This is a genomic window from Chromobacterium sp. INPA-IVC, from assembly GCF_059047085.1.
Map to the genome: position 1 here is coordinate 23298 of NZ_JBTNLS010000014.1, position 15157 is coordinate 38454.

The 15157-nt window shown below is 67.9% G+C and carries 11 protein-coding genes and 1 riboswitch; of the genes, 3 read left to right on the forward strand and 8 right to left on the reverse strand.

Annotated features, from left to right (window positions below):
- Nucleotide 1: 1 nt before the first annotated feature.
- The 4 genes from ACX17K_RS21620 to ACX17K_RS21635 are packed head-to-tail and all read right to left on the reverse strand — an operon-like array spanning nucleotide 2 to nucleotide 7441.
- Complete coding sequence (locus ACX17K_RS21620; RefSeq protein WP_493776382.1) at nucleotides 2–1912, reverse strand: putative cobaltochelatase; 1911 nt, start codon at nucleotides 1910–1912, stop codon at nucleotides 2–4.
- Complete coding sequence (locus tag ACX17K_RS21625) at nucleotides 1909–6072, reverse strand: cobaltochelatase subunit CobN (protein WP_493776383.1); 4164 nt, start codon at nucleotides 6070–6072, stop codon at nucleotides 1909–1911. The genes ACX17K_RS21620 and ACX17K_RS21625 overlap by 4 nt, the downstream gene beginning before the upstream one ends.
- A complete protein-coding gene (locus tag ACX17K_RS21630; protein WP_493776384.1) occupies nucleotides 6069–6398 on the reverse strand; it encodes a (2Fe-2S) ferredoxin domain-containing protein in 330 nt (109 codons plus the stop codon). The genes ACX17K_RS21625 and ACX17K_RS21630 overlap by 4 nt, the downstream gene beginning before the upstream one ends.
- On the reverse strand, nucleotides 6395–7441 hold the full coding sequence (locus ACX17K_RS21635) for a HoxN/HupN/NixA family nickel/cobalt transporter (protein ID WP_493776385.1): 1047 nt from the start codon (nucleotides 7439–7441) through the stop codon (nucleotides 6395–6397). Before ACX17K_RS21635 ends, ACX17K_RS21630 begins: the two co-directional genes overlap by 4 nt.
- Nucleotides 7442–7552: 111 nt before the next feature.
- Nucleotides 7553–7737, reverse strand: a riboswitch (cobalamin riboswitch).
- A 343-nt stretch (nucleotides 7738–8080) separates the two neighbouring features.
- Here ACX17K_RS21635 and ACX17K_RS21640 point away from each other — a divergent pair.
- Nucleotides 8081–8326, forward strand: coding sequence for a YjhX family toxin (locus tag ACX17K_RS21640; protein ID WP_493776386.1), 246 nt, complete (start codon nucleotides 8081–8083; stop codon nucleotides 8324–8326).
- Between the two features lie 59 nt (nucleotides 8327–8385).
- Complete coding sequence (locus tag ACX17K_RS21645) at nucleotides 8386–8889, forward strand: GNAT family N-acetyltransferase (protein WP_493776387.1); 504 nt, start codon at nucleotides 8386–8388, stop codon at nucleotides 8887–8889.
- 141 nt (nucleotides 8890–9030) lie between these two features.
- On the opposite strand, the gene cobD is transcribed toward ACX17K_RS21645, so the two are convergent.
- Both cobD and cbiB read right to left on the reverse strand, forming a co-directional pair.
- Nucleotides 9031–10029, reverse strand: coding sequence for a threonine-phosphate decarboxylase CobD (gene cobD / locus ACX17K_RS21650; protein ID WP_493776388.1), 999 nt, complete (start codon nucleotides 10027–10029; stop codon nucleotides 9031–9033).
- A complete protein-coding gene (gene cbiB, locus ACX17K_RS21655) occupies nucleotides 10022–10960 on the reverse strand; it encodes an adenosylcobinamide-phosphate synthase CbiB (protein ID WP_493776389.1) in 939 nt (312 codons plus the stop codon). Before cbiB ends, cobD begins: the two co-directional genes overlap by 8 nt.
- Nucleotides 10961–11093: 133 nt before the next feature.
- On the opposite strand from cbiB, the gene ACX17K_RS21660 reads away from it, so the two are divergent.
- The gene (locus tag ACX17K_RS21660; RefSeq protein ID WP_493776390.1) at nucleotides 11094–12566 is read left to right on the forward strand and encodes a cobyric acid synthase; all 1473 of its coding nucleotides are present in this window, start codon (nucleotides 11094–11096) and stop codon (nucleotides 12564–12566) included.
- Nucleotides 12567–12642: 76 nt separating this feature from the next.
- Here the strand turns inward: ACX17K_RS21660 and ACX17K_RS21665 are convergent, their stop codons facing one another.
- Nucleotides 12643–14265, reverse strand: coding sequence for a hypothetical protein (locus ACX17K_RS21665; RefSeq protein WP_493776391.1), 1623 nt, complete (start codon nucleotides 14263–14265; stop codon nucleotides 12643–12645).
- A gap of 90 nt (nucleotides 14266–14355) precedes the next feature.
- Nucleotides 14356–15096 (reverse strand): 3'(2'),5'-bisphosphate nucleotidase CysQ, encoded by a 741-nt coding sequence (locus tag ACX17K_RS21670; protein ID WP_493776392.1) that lies wholly within the window; start codon nucleotides 15094–15096, stop codon nucleotides 14356–14358.
- Nucleotides 15097–15157 lie beyond the last annotated feature (61 nt).

Genomic DNA, 15157 nt, shown 5'->3' on the forward strand with positions numbered 1-15157 from the left:
CTCAGCGGCCCAGTCTTTGTTGAATCGTCAATGTCAGCTGCTCGCCGGTCAGGGCGTCGCAAGCCAGGTATTCCGCGCCCAGCGCCTCGGCCAGCTCGCGGGCGCGGCCCAGGCGGACGAAGTCCTGCTCGGTGTCCAGCACCAGCGCCGGCGCGCCGACCAGCTGGCCGGCCAGGTCCAGCGCCTGCCGCCACGGGTCGCCGTCTCCGTCCAGCGCCACATTGGCGCGGCCGTCGCTGAGGATGACCAACAGCGGCGCCGGGCCGCCCAGCTGGCGGGACAGCGTGTCGGCGGCCAGCGCCAGCGCGTGCGCCAGCGGCGTGCGGCCGCCGGTGGGCAGCTCGCGCAATGCCAGCTCGGCCTGTTCGACGCGGTTGCACGGCGGCAGCAGCAGTTCGGCCTTTTGGCCGCGGAAGGCGATCAGCGCCACCTGGTCGCGGCGGCGGTAGGCGTCTTCCAGCAGGCTCAGCACCGTGCCCTTGACCTGCTCCATCCGCTGGCGCGCGGCCATCGATCCCGAGGCGTCGACGACCAGCAGGATCAGGTTGCCCTGCTTGGCGACGCGCACCTTGTCGTGCAGGTCGGCGCGTGTGACGGCGAAATGGTCCGGATCGCGCAGAATCGCGTGGCGCAGCGTGGCGTCCACCGCCAGCTGGGCCGGCTGCGGATTGGCCTCGGCGCGCACGTAATGGCCGCGCTGGCGGCTGGCGCCGTCGCTGCGGCGGCCGGCCGCGTCGCCAGCCGACGGCGCCTGGACGCGGATGCGGGCGATGTCGCCGGCCGGCGCGGCGGCGAAAATCTGCTCCAAGCCGTGGCCGGATGGATTCTGTTCCTGCTCGCTGTCGCCATCCGGCGGCGGCTGCGTGGCGTCGCCCTGGTCCTGCGGCGGCGGAGGAGGCGGGTTGGACGCCTGTTGCGTCATCTGCTCCAGCTTGTCCTGATCCAGCCCGCTTTGCTCGAACGGTTTGCGGCGGCGGCGGTGCGGCAGCACCAGCCGGGCGGCGTCGCGGATGTCTTCGGCGCTGGCGTCGGCGCGGCCGTCCAGCGCCGCCAGCGCGCGCGCGGCCTTGTTCAGCACGATGTCGGCGCGCAGGCTGCTGACGTCGAATTCGCAGCACAGCTCGCTGACGAAGTGGAACAGGCTGTCGCTGAGCCGGGTTTGCGGCATCAGCGCGCGGGCGGCGGCGATGTTTTCGCGCAGCGCCTCGCTGTCGGCCTGCCACTGGGCGGCGAAGCCGGCCGGGTCGGCCTCGAAGGCCAGGCGGCGGCGCACCACTTCGGCGCGCAGAAGAGGCTCGCGCGGCGCGGCCACGTCCACCATCAGGCCGAAGCGGTCCAGCAATTGCGGCCGCAGATCGCCTTCCTCCTGGTTCATGGTGCCGAGCAGCGTCACCCGCGCCGGGTGGCTGACCGCCAGACCCTCTCGCTCCACGGTGTTGACGCCCATCGCGGCGGCATCCAGCAGCACGTCCACCAGGTGGTCGGCCAACAGATTCACTTCGTCGATGTAGAGCATGCCGCGGTGGGCGGCGGCCAACAGGCCGGGCTTGAACGCCTGTTTGCCGCCCTGCAGTGCCTTTTCGAAGTCCAGGCTGCCCAGCACGCGGTCCTCGGTGGCGCCCAGCGGCAGGTTGATGAAGGGCACCGGGCCGTCATGCAGCGCGCGCGCGTCGCCGGAGCACACCGGGCACAGCGGCAGCGGATGGTCGGGCTCGCAGTTGTAGCCGCAGCCGGTCGCCCGGCGTATCGCCGGCAGCACGGCGGCCAGACCGCGGGCGGCGGTGCTCTTGGCGCTGCCCTTGTCGCCGCGGACCAACACGCCGCCGACCGTCGGGTCCACCGCGCAGATCAGCAGCGCCTGCTTCAGTTGCTCTTGGCCGACGATGGCGGCGAAGGGGTAAATCGGGCTCATGCTTTATTTTCTCCGCGAGCTTCCAGCAGCGCTTCGCTATCCAGGTGCAGCTGGCGCAGGGCGGCCAGCGTCTCCGGGTCCGGCTCCGCCCACAGCTGGCGCTGCGCGGCTTCCAGCAGGCGGTCGGTGATGGCGTTCAGCGCCCACGGGTTGCTGTCGGCGAAGAATTGCTGCATCGCCGGGTCCAGCGCGTAGCTTTGCGCCAGTTGTTCATAGACCCAGTCGTCCACCACCTGGGCGGTGGCGTCGTAGCCGAACAGGTAATCGACGGTGGCGGTCAGCTCCAGCGCGCCTTTGTAGCCGTGCTTCTGGATGCCGGCTATCCACTTCGGGTTGGCCACCCGGGAGCGGAACACTCGCAGCACTTCCTCCTTCAGCCCGCGAACCGCGGGCGCTTCCGGATTGTGGCTGTCGCCGAAGAAGGCGCGCGGCTGGCGGCCGCTGAGGCTGCGTATCGTCGCGATCATCCCGCCGTGGTATTGCAGGTAGTCGTCGCTGTCGAAGATGTCGTGCTCGCGGTTGTCCTGGTTGTGCAGGGCGACCTCGACGCCCGCCAGCCGATGGCGCAGCGCGTCGCGGGCGTCGGCGCCGTTGGCCTCGCGGCCGTAGGCGTAGCCGCCCCAGTTGACATAGGCGGTGGCGAAGTCGGCGTCGTTCTGCCAGTTCTGCTCGTTGATCAGCGGCAGGATGCCGGCGCCGTAACTGCCCGGTTTGGCGCCGAACACGCGGTACAGCGACTGCGCGTCGGCGTCGGGCAGAGCACCCAGCAGTTCATTCTTCAGGTCGGCCAGGTAGTGTTTGCGCAGGAAGTTCTGCTCCGCCGGCTCGTCGAGCCGCGCCACGGTGTGCACCGCCTCGTCCACCAGCGAAATCAGGTGCGGGAAGGCATCGCGGAAGAAGCCGCTGATGCGCACGGTGACGTCGATGCGCGGCCGGCCCAGCTCGGCCAGGGGGATCACTTCCAGGCCCTGCACGCGGCGGCTTTCCTGCTGCCAGCGCGGCTTGACGCCGAGCAGGGACAGGATTTCGGCGATGTCGTCGCCGTGGGTGCGCATCGCGCTGGTGCCCCACACGCTGATGGCCACCGATTCCGGATATTGGCCGGTTTCCTTCAGATGGCGGGCCAGCATCTCGCGCGCCAGGCCGTCGCCGATGCGCCAGGCGGCTTGCGATGGCAGGCTGCGCGGGTCCACCGAGTAGAAATTGCGGCCGGTAGGCAGGATGTGGGCCATGCCGCGCGTCGGCGCGCCGCTGGGGCCGGCCGGCACGTAGCCGCCTTCCAGGCCGCGCAAGAGATTGTCTATCTCCTCGGCGGTGCGGGCCAGCTTCAGGCACAGTTCGGCGCAGACGAAGTTCAGCACCCGCTCCAGATCGGCGTTCGGCTCGATGCCGGGCAGGATGTTTTCGACGGCGGCCGGGATGGCGGCGGCAGCGTAGCCGCGCGCGGCCAGATCGGCGATCAGCGCACGCGACAGCTTCATCACCGCGTCGTGCGCGTCGGCGCGGGTGGCCAGCGCCTGGCCAGTCAGACGGGCCAATTCAATCGGTGCTTCGGCCAGCCGCTTGCCCTGGTCCTGCTGCCACAGCGGCCAGTCGCCGCCGCAGGCCGCAGCCACGCTGGCGGGCAGGCCGGGGATGCCGAGGTTGGGCAGCCGGGTCAGCGCCAGCAGCATGTCGATCAGCGCCTCGCCCTGCGGCGCGTTGCCGAGCACGTGCAGGCCGTCGCGGATTTGCGCCGCGCCCAGCTCGCACAGATAGCCGTCTATGTCCTCGATCAGGTGGGCGACGTCGACGCCGTCCATCTTGGCCAGGCTCAGCGGCACGCCGTCTTCGTTCAGCGTGTCGTCCCAGTCGTGGTCATGGTCGTGGTGGTCGTGGCCGTGATGATCATGATGATGGTGGTCATGGTGGCCGTGGTGATGGTCATGGTCGCCGTGATCGTGGTGGTGATGGTGCCCATGATCGTGGCTGTGCGCGGCCTTGGCTGGACGGTATTTCGCCGCCGCGGCCGTCGCTGGTTTCATCGCGGCCGCCGGCTTGGCCGCCTGCGCCCGGTACTTGCCGTGGACGGCGGCGGGCGCGTGCTGGTGTCCACCATGCGGGTGATCATGGTCGTGATGGTCGTGGCCGTGGTGATCATGGCCATGGTCGTGATGATGCTCGTGCTCATGCTCATGCCCGTGATCGTGGTCGTGGTCGTGCTTCAGCATCGCCGCCAGGTCGGTGTCGAGCTTGGCTTCCTTGATCAGGTCCCAGATCTGCTGTTGCAGCAGCGGCAGCTTATTCGGGTCCAGCAGCTCCACCTGGTAGTACTCATCCACCAGCTGGGTTAGCTGCGCCAGCGGGCCGTAGCTGTCGGCGGTGGTCATCGTCGGCGTCAGGTGGTCGATGATCACCGCGTGGCCGCGGCGCTTGGCCTGCGAGCCTTCGCCCGGATCGTTGACGATGAAGGGGTAGAACAGCGGCATGTCGCCCAAGAGCGCGTCCGGGAAGCAGTTCTGCGACAGGCCCACGCCCTTGCCCGGCAGCCATTCCAGCGTGCCGTGCTTGCCGACGTGGACGATGGCGTCGGCCCGCCAGTCGTCGCGCAGCCAGCGGTACAGCGCGTAGTAGTGGTGGGTGGGCGGCAGGTCCGGCGTGTGGTAGATGGCGTCCGGGTCCATGCCGTAGCCGCGCGGCGGCTGCAGCGCGACGAAGACATTGCCGTAATCGAGGCCGGAAAACACCAACTCGTCGCCGTCGACGTAGGCGCCGCCCGGCGGCTGGCCCCAGCGCTGCAGCATCTTGTCGCGCAGCGCGTCAGGCAGCTCGTCGAACCAGGCCTGGTAGCGCTTGGCCGGCACGCGAGCGGCGGCGTTTTTCATCTGCTCGGCGCTCAGGTAATCCTGATCGTAAGCGCCGCGGTCTATCAACTCGTGCATCAGCGCGTCGCTGTCTGGCGGCAGCTCATCCATCCGGTAGCCGCGGCCTTGCATGCCGCGCAGCATCGAGTATAGAGACGCGGGCGAATCCAGGCCCACCGCGTTGCCTATCTGCGAGGCCTTGCTGTTGGAGTTGGTGAAGATGAAGGCGATGCGCTTATCGGTATTGGACACATGGCGCAGCCGCGCCAGGCGCGCGGCGATGCCGGCCAGGCGGCGGGCGCGGTCCGGCAGCGGCGCGTATTGTTCGGCCTGGCCGGCTTCCGCCGGCTGCTTGAAGCTCAGCGGCACGCCGATGATACGGCCGTCGAACTCCGGCAGCGCCACGTTCATCGCGGTGTCCAGCGGGTTGAAGCCGCGGTCGGACGCTTCCCATTGCTCGCGGGTCATGCTGCTGGTGATGGCCTGCAGCACCGGTAGGTCTAGCCGGTCCGACGCCTCCACCGCCCAGCCGGGCTGGGTGGGGCCGTCGTTGTTGATGTCGCCCATCGCGAACGAGGTGGTGTTGATCAGCAAGGACACCTGGGCGCGCGGGTCGGCCAGCAGCGCCAATGCCGCCGGCAGGCCATCTTGAGCGATGGTCCGCAAGGACGAGGTGAACACCGGCAGCGCGTTGACGCCGCGTTCGGCCAGGCAATCCACCAGCAGGTCGATGAAGCGGGTGTTGCCGGACAGCCAGTGGGCGCGGTAGAAGCACAGGCCGACGGTGGGCCAGTCCGGATGGCGGATTTCAAGCCAATCTTCCAGCGAGCAGGGCGCGGCCAGCTCAGGATGGTAGACGCCGTGCTCGGGCAGCGGCTGCGGGCTCTGGTAGCCGAAGCCGGTCAGCAGCAATCTATCCGCCAGGCAGCGCATCATCTCGCCCAGGTTGGCGCTGCCGCCGGCCTGCAGATAGGCGTGAACGTCCTGCTGGAGCGACACCGGCGCGCTGCACAGCGCTTGCAGCTCCGGGTCCGGTTCGCCGGTGCCGCTGACCACGATGACCGCGGCCTGCAGCCGGCGGGCGTGGGCCAGCAATAGCTCCAGCCCCGGTATCGCGTCGGCGCGGCCCAGCACGCGCAGCACGATGGCGCGGACATCGGCCAATTGGCCGTCCAGCAGCGCCCGCATCGCGGCTTCGTCGGCAATGCCTTGCAGCGCGATGCCGGCGACGGCGGGGAAATCTTCCGGCCAGCGCGCGCGCGACAGCGCGGCGAGGTCGGTGCCGGCGTGGCTCAACAATACGATTTCGGCGCTCATGCCTGGGTCTCCGGGGCGATGTCGCCGATGCCGGTTTTATGGAAGATCAATTCTTCGACGGGCGAGCCGCCCTTCAGATGCTGGCAGACGATGCGCTCGACGTCGGCTTCGTTGACCTTGCGGTACCAGACGCCGTCCGGGTACACCACCATCACCGGGCCTTCCTTGCACACGGCGAAGCAGTGGCTGCGGGTGCGTTTGGCGCGCAGGCCTTCGCAGGCGTCTATGGTGCGGCCCAGGTGCAGGAACATCGCCTCGGAACCCTGTCCGTCCGGCGTGCAGCGCGGGCCAGTGCACATCAGCACGTGTTTGTCGTGGGTTCTCATCGCGCCTCCGGCGTCAGTTGGTCGAAGCGTTTCCACTTGTAGATGCCGGCGGAGGCGAGCCAGGTGAACAGGAAGACGGCGACGACGAAGTAGCCGAAGTGGGCCAGATCGTCGTTGAGCGCGGATATCCAGTCCCAGAAGCCGCCGGTCAGCTGCAGCTTGTCCGCCAGCAGGCCCAGGCCTTCCAGCCCGCCGATGCCGACGGCGACGATCACGGAGACGAAGGTGATGGTCAGGTTGTACCAGAGCTTGCGCACCGGATTGACGAAGGCCCAGCCATAGACTTCCACCATCATCATGCTGTCCAGCGTGTCCACCAGCGCCATGCCGGCGGTGAACAGCACCGGGAACACCATGATGTGCCACAGCGCCACGCCGTTGGCGCTCTGCGAGGTGGCGATGGCGAACAGGCCGATTTCGGTGGCGGTGTCGAAGCCCAGGCCGAACAGGAGGCCGATGGGCAGCATATGCCAGCTCTTGGTCACCATCTTGAACAGGGGCTTGAGCATGCGCGCGATCAGGCCGCGGTTGTTCAGCATCAGGTCCAGTTGCTCGTCGCAGATGGCTTCGCCGGCGCGGGCGCGGCGGAAAGCGCCCCATACCGCGCGCAGGGACGACAGGTTGATCAGCGCCAGCGTCAGCAGGAAGAAGGCCGACACGCTGGTGCCGATGACGCCGCCTATCTCCTTGAAGCCGGTGACGCGGCTTTGCAGCGCGCTGGCGGCGAACACTATCAGCGCGACGGCGATGACGACCACTGTCGAATGGCCCAAGGAAAAGAACAGGCCCACGGCGGACGGCCGGCGGCCTTCCTGCATCAGCTTGCGCACGGTGTTGTCGATGGCGGCGATGTGGTCGGCGTCCACCGCGTGGCGCAGGCCGAACAGATAGGCGAGCAGGGCGGTGGCGAGCTGGGCCGGATGGTCGGCGAAGGCGGCGAACGCCCAGGCCCAGGCCAGCAGATTGGCCAGGACCAGCCCGGCGATGATGGGCGCGTGGCGCGCCAGGCGGCTGCCGGCGGACGGCGCGGTGGATGGATGCATGGTGCCCTCGAAGACGATTCTCGTCGCGCAAGCGAGGGCACATCATTCCGTTTTCTATCCATGAACGGAGCTTGTGCGTATCCCCCGGTACACCCCGCCCGGCTTCTGCTTGCGTCGACACGTATGACGGCCGGTCTCCTGGCTCGCGCGTCGCCGTCCGGGCGCCGCCTTCCCGACCTTGCTAAGGGCCAGTGGCGTCAGGCGTGGACTCTGCGCTTACAGTTGCGGGGGCAGCCGCGGTTTCGCACCGCGTTCCCGTTTCACCCTCTAGGGGCACCGTCATTGATTGGACTGGATCATACGTGACAACGCCCAGGCTGTGAACAAGGCGCGGCTTGGCGTGTCGATGGCCGGCGCGGGGGCGGGAAGCGCTAAGGCATTGGCGGATTTGGCGTTTTCCTCTGGCGCGGGGTATGATTCGGGTCCGCGTCCAGTCGATTGGGCGCGTTTCCCATCAGATTTCGTTCGTAGGCAAAGGCTTTGCATGTTGGAGATTGCAATCACTCGATGACCTGACCCGTCCGTGCGCAAGCATGGCTGGCTGGTTGTCTACGCCCATTGTTTCGCGTGCCCATCCCCATGGCGCACGCGGCTGTCGCGTACCTGATTCGCCTGATTTCCGACAATATGAATTTATCCATGCCCGAGCAAAGGACGCTGCACGTCCTCGCCAAAGGCGGCCGCATCGCGCAGATACGCGATGACGCCGGCCGAATCCGTTCCGTCGAATGCTATACCCGCGAAGGGTATTTGCTGTCCGACTGCAGCTACCTCGTTTTCGCCAAGCTGAAGAGCAAGCGGTTGATCCAGTCGCGCAATGGCCAGCCCTATCTGATCAACCGGGCAGGCCTCTGCGCGGTGCGCGCGCAGCTCGACAACCGTTAACCCCCGGCCCGCGCCGCCGGCGGGTTGCCGCGGCGCGGCCGTTCTCAAGGAACAATCGCATGACCATCACCATTCGCAAGGAACAAACCGCCGACATCGGCGCCATTTTCACGCTGACTGAGGAGGCCTTTCGCGACGAGGCCCATTCCAGCCATACCGAGCAGTTCATCGTCGACGCGCTGCGCCGGCGCGGCCAGCTGACCGTTTCCCTGGTAGCCGATGAAGGCGGCGGCATCGTCGGCCACGTCGCCATTTCGCCGGTGGCAGTGTCTTCCGGCGCGGCTGGCTGGTATGGGCTGGGACCGATCTCGGTTTCCCCGGCGCGGCAGAAGCGGGGAATCGGCGCTCAATTGATGCGCGAGGCGCTGCGGGTGTTGCACGAGCAGGGCGCGCAAGGCTGCGTGGTGCTGGGCGATCCGGCTTACTATGGCCGCTTCGGCTTCCGCGCGCATCCCGGCCTGACTTTGCCGGGCATTCCGGCCGAGTATTTCCAGGCGCTGGCTTTCGGCGCGGAAACGCCGGTTGGAGAGGTGGCTTACGATGAGGCGTTCAACGCCGCCTAAGCGCCGCTAACAAAAATCCTGATGCTGCGTTGCGCCGACTTGCCGTACTGCTTGTACTGTCTGCGTCGGCGCGCCTTGCCTCAGGCGTGAAACAGAATTTTGTTAGCCGCTCTAAAGTCTTGAGGCAGGCGGCGCGTTCGTTCAATCGCGGATGGCGTGCCGCCGCCAGTCGGTGAGCGCCTGCTCCAGCCGAACCCAGTCGGCGTCGGCCTTGGGCAGGCCGAAGCGCAGGCTGGGGATGGATTCGAAGTAGCGGGTCAGGATGCCGCGGCCGGCCAGGTAGCGGTGCATCGCCAGGCTGTGCGCATCCGGCACCCATTGAAACAGTTCGCAGCCGCCAGCCGGCGCGAGGCCGTGCCGCTCCAGGCAGCGTTGCAGCCGCGCGCTGTCGCGTTGCAGCTTGCTGGCCATGGCCCGCTGCCATTCCACATCCCGCAGAGCTAGCTTCACCGCCTCCCGCGCAGGGCCGGCCACCGTCCATGGCCCCAGCTCTTCGGCCAGCGCCTGAAGCAGTTCCGGCCAGCCGAACACGAAGCCAGCGCGCGCGCCGGCCAGGCCGAAGAACTTGCCGATCGAGCGCAGCACGATTAGCCCCGGCTTGCCGACATGCGACAGCATGCTGTCCTCCGGCGCCGCGTCCAGAAACGCCTCATCCACCACCAGCCAGCCGCCGCGCGCGGCCAGCCGCTGCCGCCAGCTTTCCAGCAGCGCCGGGTCGAAGCGGTCGCCGGTGGGGTTGTTGGGGTTGCACAGCAATACCACGTCCAGTTGGTCTATGCCGGCGGCCAGCTCGTCAGGCGACAGCCTGAACAGCTGGTGTCCGCGCTTCTGCCAGTGGTGGGGGTGCTCGGCGTAGCACAGCGCCAGCATGCCGACGCGGCAGGGCGCGCGCAGCCGGGGCAGCAACTGGATCGCCGGCTGCGAACCGGCCACGGCCAGCAGCTTGTCGCTGCCGTAATATTCCGCCGCCGCCGCCTCCAGCCCGTCATGGTTTTGCGGCAACCGCAGCCAGCTGTCGGCCGATAGCTGCGGCACCGGCCAGCCATTGGGATTGACGCCGGTGGACAGGTCCAGCCAGTCGCCGGCCGGGATGCCGTATTCGACCGCGGCGCGCAGCAGGCCGCCTCCGTGTTCAAGCATGGATCGCTCCGATCAAGATGGCGGCCGCCAGCGACAACGCCGCCCACAGCCACATGCCCCGGTTGACCAGCCGCACCGCGCGGCCGATGTCTTCATGCGTGGGAGTGGGACCGCAACCGAGCGGCGGACGTTCCTTCCACTGGCCGTGATAGCGCGCGCCGCCGCCCAGGCTGACGCCCAGTGCGCCGGCGCCGGCCGCCATCACCGGGCCGGCGTTGGGGCTGTACCAGGTCGGCGCCTGGGTGCGCCAGCAGCGCCAGCCGTCGGAGGCATGGCCCAGCAGCAAATAGGTGAGGGCGGCCAGCCGCGCCGGGAGATAGTTCATCACGTCGTCGAAGCGGGCGGCGGCCCAGCCGAAGTGCAGGTAGCGATCGTTTTTGTAGCCCCACATCGCGTCCAGCGTGTTGGACAGCCGGTACAGCACCGCGCCCGGCGCGCCCAGAACCAGAAACCAGAACAGCGCGGCGAAGACGGCGTCGCTGCCGTTCTCCAGCACTGACTCGATCGTCGCGCGCGCGACGCCGGCTTCATCCAGCTCGCTGGTGTCGCGGCTGACGATCCAGCCGACGCGCTCGCGGGCTAGGGCCAAATCGCCGTCGGCCAAGGCTTTTCGCACCACTTCGGCGTGCTGGGCCAGGCTCTGCGCGCCGACGGCCAGATACAGCAGGACGATGGGAACGATGGCGCCCAGCCACGGCAGTTTCGCCAGCGCCCAGGCCAACAGCGTGAAAGGCAGGATCAGCAGCGAGATGGCGGCCGCGCCGCGCAGCCGCATGCGCCAGACCGGCTCAGCCTCCGGCGCGGACGGGTAGGCCAGCCGCTCCATGGCCTTGACCAGCCGGCCGAAGCCGACCAGCGGGTGCCAGCGCGGCGGCTCGCCCAGCAGACGGTCCAGCAGCAGCGCGATCGGCAGAAACAATGCGGAATTCAACAAGCGGCCCTATATAATGGCCGACCGCCGCTAGAAATTATCCAATGCGCAATTCTGTCGCGCTTTGGGCGGCCGGAATGAATCAAGCCGCCATTCTAAGCGTTGTCAGCCATCCATGCGCAGGGAGATCGCCATGACCGCCAAAACCATCATGATCCAGGGCGCCACGTCCGACGCCGGCAAGAGCGCGCTGGCCACCGGCCTGTGCCGGCTGCTGGCCCGGCGCGGCGTGAGAGTGGCGCCGTTCAAGCCGCAGAACATGGCGCTCAACAGCGCGGTGACGGCGGACGGCGGCGAGATCGGCCGCTCGCAGGCGGTGCAGGCGCTGGCCTGCGGGGTGGAGCCGCATACCGACATGAACCCGGTGCTGCTCAAGCCCAACAGCCACACCGGCTCGCAGGTGATCATCCAGGGCCGCGCCATCGGCAATATGGAGGCGCGCGGCTATCACGGCTACAAGCCCGTCGCGATGAAGGCGGTGCTGGAGTCGCATGCGCGGCTGGCGGAACAGTATCAATGCATCGTCGCCGAGGGCGCGGGCAGCCCGGCGGAGATCAATCTGCGCGACGGCGACATCGCCAATATGGGCTTCGCCGAGGCGGTGGACTGCCCGGTGATCCTGGTGGCCGACATCGAGCGCGGCGGCGTGTTCGCCCATCTGGCCGGCACGCTGGCGCTGCTGTCCGAATCCGAGCGCGCCCGCGTCGTCGGCCTTGTGATCAACCGCTTCCGCGGCGACCCATCCCTGCTCAAGACCGGCGTCGACTGGCTGGAGCAGCACACCGGCAAGCCGGTGCTGGGCGTGTTGCCCTATCTGTACGACCTGCACCTGGAGGCCGAGGACAGCATGGGCCTGGACAAGCCGGGCGGCGCGAGGGATGGGGGAGACAAGCTGCGGGTGGCGGCGCCCGCCGCGCCGCGCGTCAGCAATCACACCGATTTCGATCCGTTGCGCCTGCACCCGCAGGTGGAGTTCACACTGGTGCGCGCCGGCCAGCCCATCCCGCCGGCCGACCTGATCGTGCTGCCGGGCAGCAAGAACGTGCTGGCGGACTTGGCCTGGCTGCGGGAGCAGGGCTGGGAGGAGGCGCTGCGCCGCCACCTGCGCTACGGCGGCAAGGTGCTGGGCATTTGCGGCGGCCTGCAGATGCTGGGCAGAAAGCTGCATGATCCGGATGGATTGGAAGGCGAGCCGGGCAGCGGCGACGGCCTGGGCTGGCTGGACATGGAAACCACGCTGGCGCCGGAGAAGCGGCTGACGCGGATGCGTGGCCGGCTGACGCTGGATGAGGCCGAGGCTAGCGGTTACGAAATCCATATGGGCGTCAGCCAGGGGGCGGCGCTGGCGCATCCGGCTGTCAGGTTTGAAGATGGCTCGGTGGATGGCGCGCGCTCGGACGACGGCCAGATTTTCGCCACCTATCTGCACGGCGTGTTGGACGAACCCGCCGCCTGCCAGGCCATCCTGCGCTGGGCGGGGCTGGCGGAGCCCGAGGCGCTGGATTACCCGGCGCTGCGCGAGGCCAATATCGACAAGCTGGCGGACATGCTGGAGAAGCATCTGGATCTGGAGCCTATCCGTCACTGTCTGTTCGCCGACTCGTGAATCGGAAATGAAAAACACGGACCGCGTGCTTGCGATCCGTGTTGGCTTGCGCTGCGCTTGAAGGCGCAGCGATTCCTCAGCTTTTCAGATTATCCTTTTTGTCGAACTTCAGCAGAGCGCCTTCCGTAGCATCGCTTGGCGTTTTGTTGCTGGATGTTTGCGGATTCGGAACGCGGATGACGGATAGCGTTTCCGCATGAAAACCGTTCTTCTGATTGTTTCGTGCCGTCAGCCAGTCGCCGCGAAGCGTCGATAGCGACGAGGCATTGAAGCCATGGCCGTTGTTGCCGTCGGCCACGGCGGCGTCGCCATACAAAACTGCGTTTTCCAGCGCGCTGAAGCCGTGCTGTTTATTGCTGGATGCTTGCGCCACCGTGATGTCCATCGTCGCGCCATCGGCGGCGAGGAAGCCTTCCTTGCCGTTGCCGGATGCCTTGGCGGAATTGGCGTTGATGAAGGAACCTGCACCCTGGGCGAAATAACCTGGCCCCTGATTGTTCAGCGCGGCGCTGGCGGTGTCGCCGTATTTGTTCGCCTCGATCTTGCCGCCTTCAACGGCAATGAAGCCATTGCGGGCATTTCGTTCCGCTATGGCACCATGCGCCCAAATCGATCCGCCGGTCAGCGCATTGAAGCCGGCGATACCGCAATCTGAGGCGCGGGATTGCGATGCGTCCAGCGAGCCGGCCAGTTCCGCGCAAAAGCCAAAGCCCAGACCCTCCTTGGTGTGAGCCGCGGCGATGGCGGTGCAGCCCTGCGCGTCCAGCGAGCCGCCGGCGAAGGCGTGGAAGGCTACGTCGCCAGCCTCGGTGACGACTACGCCGGGTTCGCAGCGGATGGCGGAGCCGTAGCGGCTGCTGACGCCGTAGTAGAACTTGTTGATGCGCATCGCGCCGCCGACCAGCACTTGGCTGTTGTAGTTGGCGAACACGCCGCCGCCATACGATTGATCGGCCCAGACGCCGTGGGAGATCCAGCCATTGCCGTTCAGCGTCATGCCGTTGATCCGGCGGATGCTGTTGCCGCGCAGGAACAGGAAGCCGCAGCCGTTGTTGCCGGCGCTGTTGAAGTTCAGCACCACTTTGTCTGGGTTGGCCTCGTTGCCAATGATTTCGACGCGGTCGCCGTAGGCGATTTGCGGCTCCAGCGCGGACAGGCCATCGTAGACGCCGTCTTCCAGCTGGATGCGGATATAGCCTTTGCCGCGGATGCTGGCTTTGGCGCAGAAATCGAGCGCGCCCTGTATCGTCGGGAAGACCGAGGGAACGGACAGCATGACGAAGCCTTCGATCGCGCCGGGGCTCAGCGTCAGGCCTTTGTACGACAGCTTGCCGGGGCCGCTGTAGCTGAAAAGATCGGCCAGCAGCGCGAAATCGCTGACCAGGAACACGCCTGCGGGCAAGCGCTTGACGCCTTGGGCGGCCGCGGCCCGCAGGGCGGCGGTGCTGTCGGTCGCGCCGTCGCCTACCGCGCCGAAGTCCAGCACGGACGCGGAGGCCAGCGGTTCCGAGCTGTTCCACTTGCCGCCGGCCCATACCGACAGGCGGTTGCGCTTGTTGTCATAGGCGACCGGCGCGTTGCCCGGCGCGGTTTGGGCCGGCGCGGCCGGCAGCGCGTCGTAGGCCGGAAGGCTCTGGGAAGGGGGGAGGTTGATGGCGGCGTCGCCGCTGACGCCGATGGTGACGGTTACTTCGGACATGGTGCGGCCTTTCTTCTGGCGTGTTGATCCAGCGCCAGTATCGCGGCCGCGCGCGTTTGGGTTCAGATGGCGCTGTTCAGTGGCGGCATCTCAGCCAGCTTCCGCCGCGATCGCAGCCAGCAGCGTCGCAGCCAGCTCCGGCCGGCAGATCAGCAGGTCCGGCATTTTCACGTCCGCCTGGTTGAACACGCAGGGCGAGCCGTCTATCCGCGACGCGTGCAGGCCGGCGGCCAGCGCCACGCCCACCGGCGCGCAGGTGTCCCATTCGTTCATGCCGCCGGCGTGCAGATAGGCGTGGGCCTCGCCGCGCAGCACCGTCATCGCCTTGGCGCCGGCCGAGCCCATCGGCACCAGCTCCGCGTTCAGCCTGGCGGCAACGCGTTCGGCCAGCGCCGGCGGGCGGCTGCGGCTGACCAGGATTTTCAGCCGGCCTTCCGGCGCGGGGGCAAGCAGGGGGGCGGGAGTGGACAATAATTCGCCGCGGGCAGGCAGGGCCACGGCGGCGGCGGCGGGCGCGCCGTCCACCGCCAGCGCGACGTGCACCGCCCAGTCGTCGCGGTCTGGCTCGCAATATTCGCGGGTGCCGTCCAGCGGGTCGACGATCCAGACTCTGCGTTTTTCCAGTCGGCCGGGTTCCGGCGCCGATTCCTCCGACAAAATGCCGTCGTCCGGGCGCGCCGCGCGCAGCAGCTCAAGGATCAGGGCGTTGGATTCGGCGTCGCCGCGCGCGCCCAGCGCCTTGCCGCCCTCAGGCGGGCAGCGGCGCAGGTCCTGCAGCAAGCGGGCGGCTGCGGCGGCCGCGCGGGCGGCGAGTTGATGATCTTCCGGCATGGGTGGCTCCTGGCGTCGATGCGGGAGTGATACACCGTATCGGCGGGCGCGGCAATGGCAG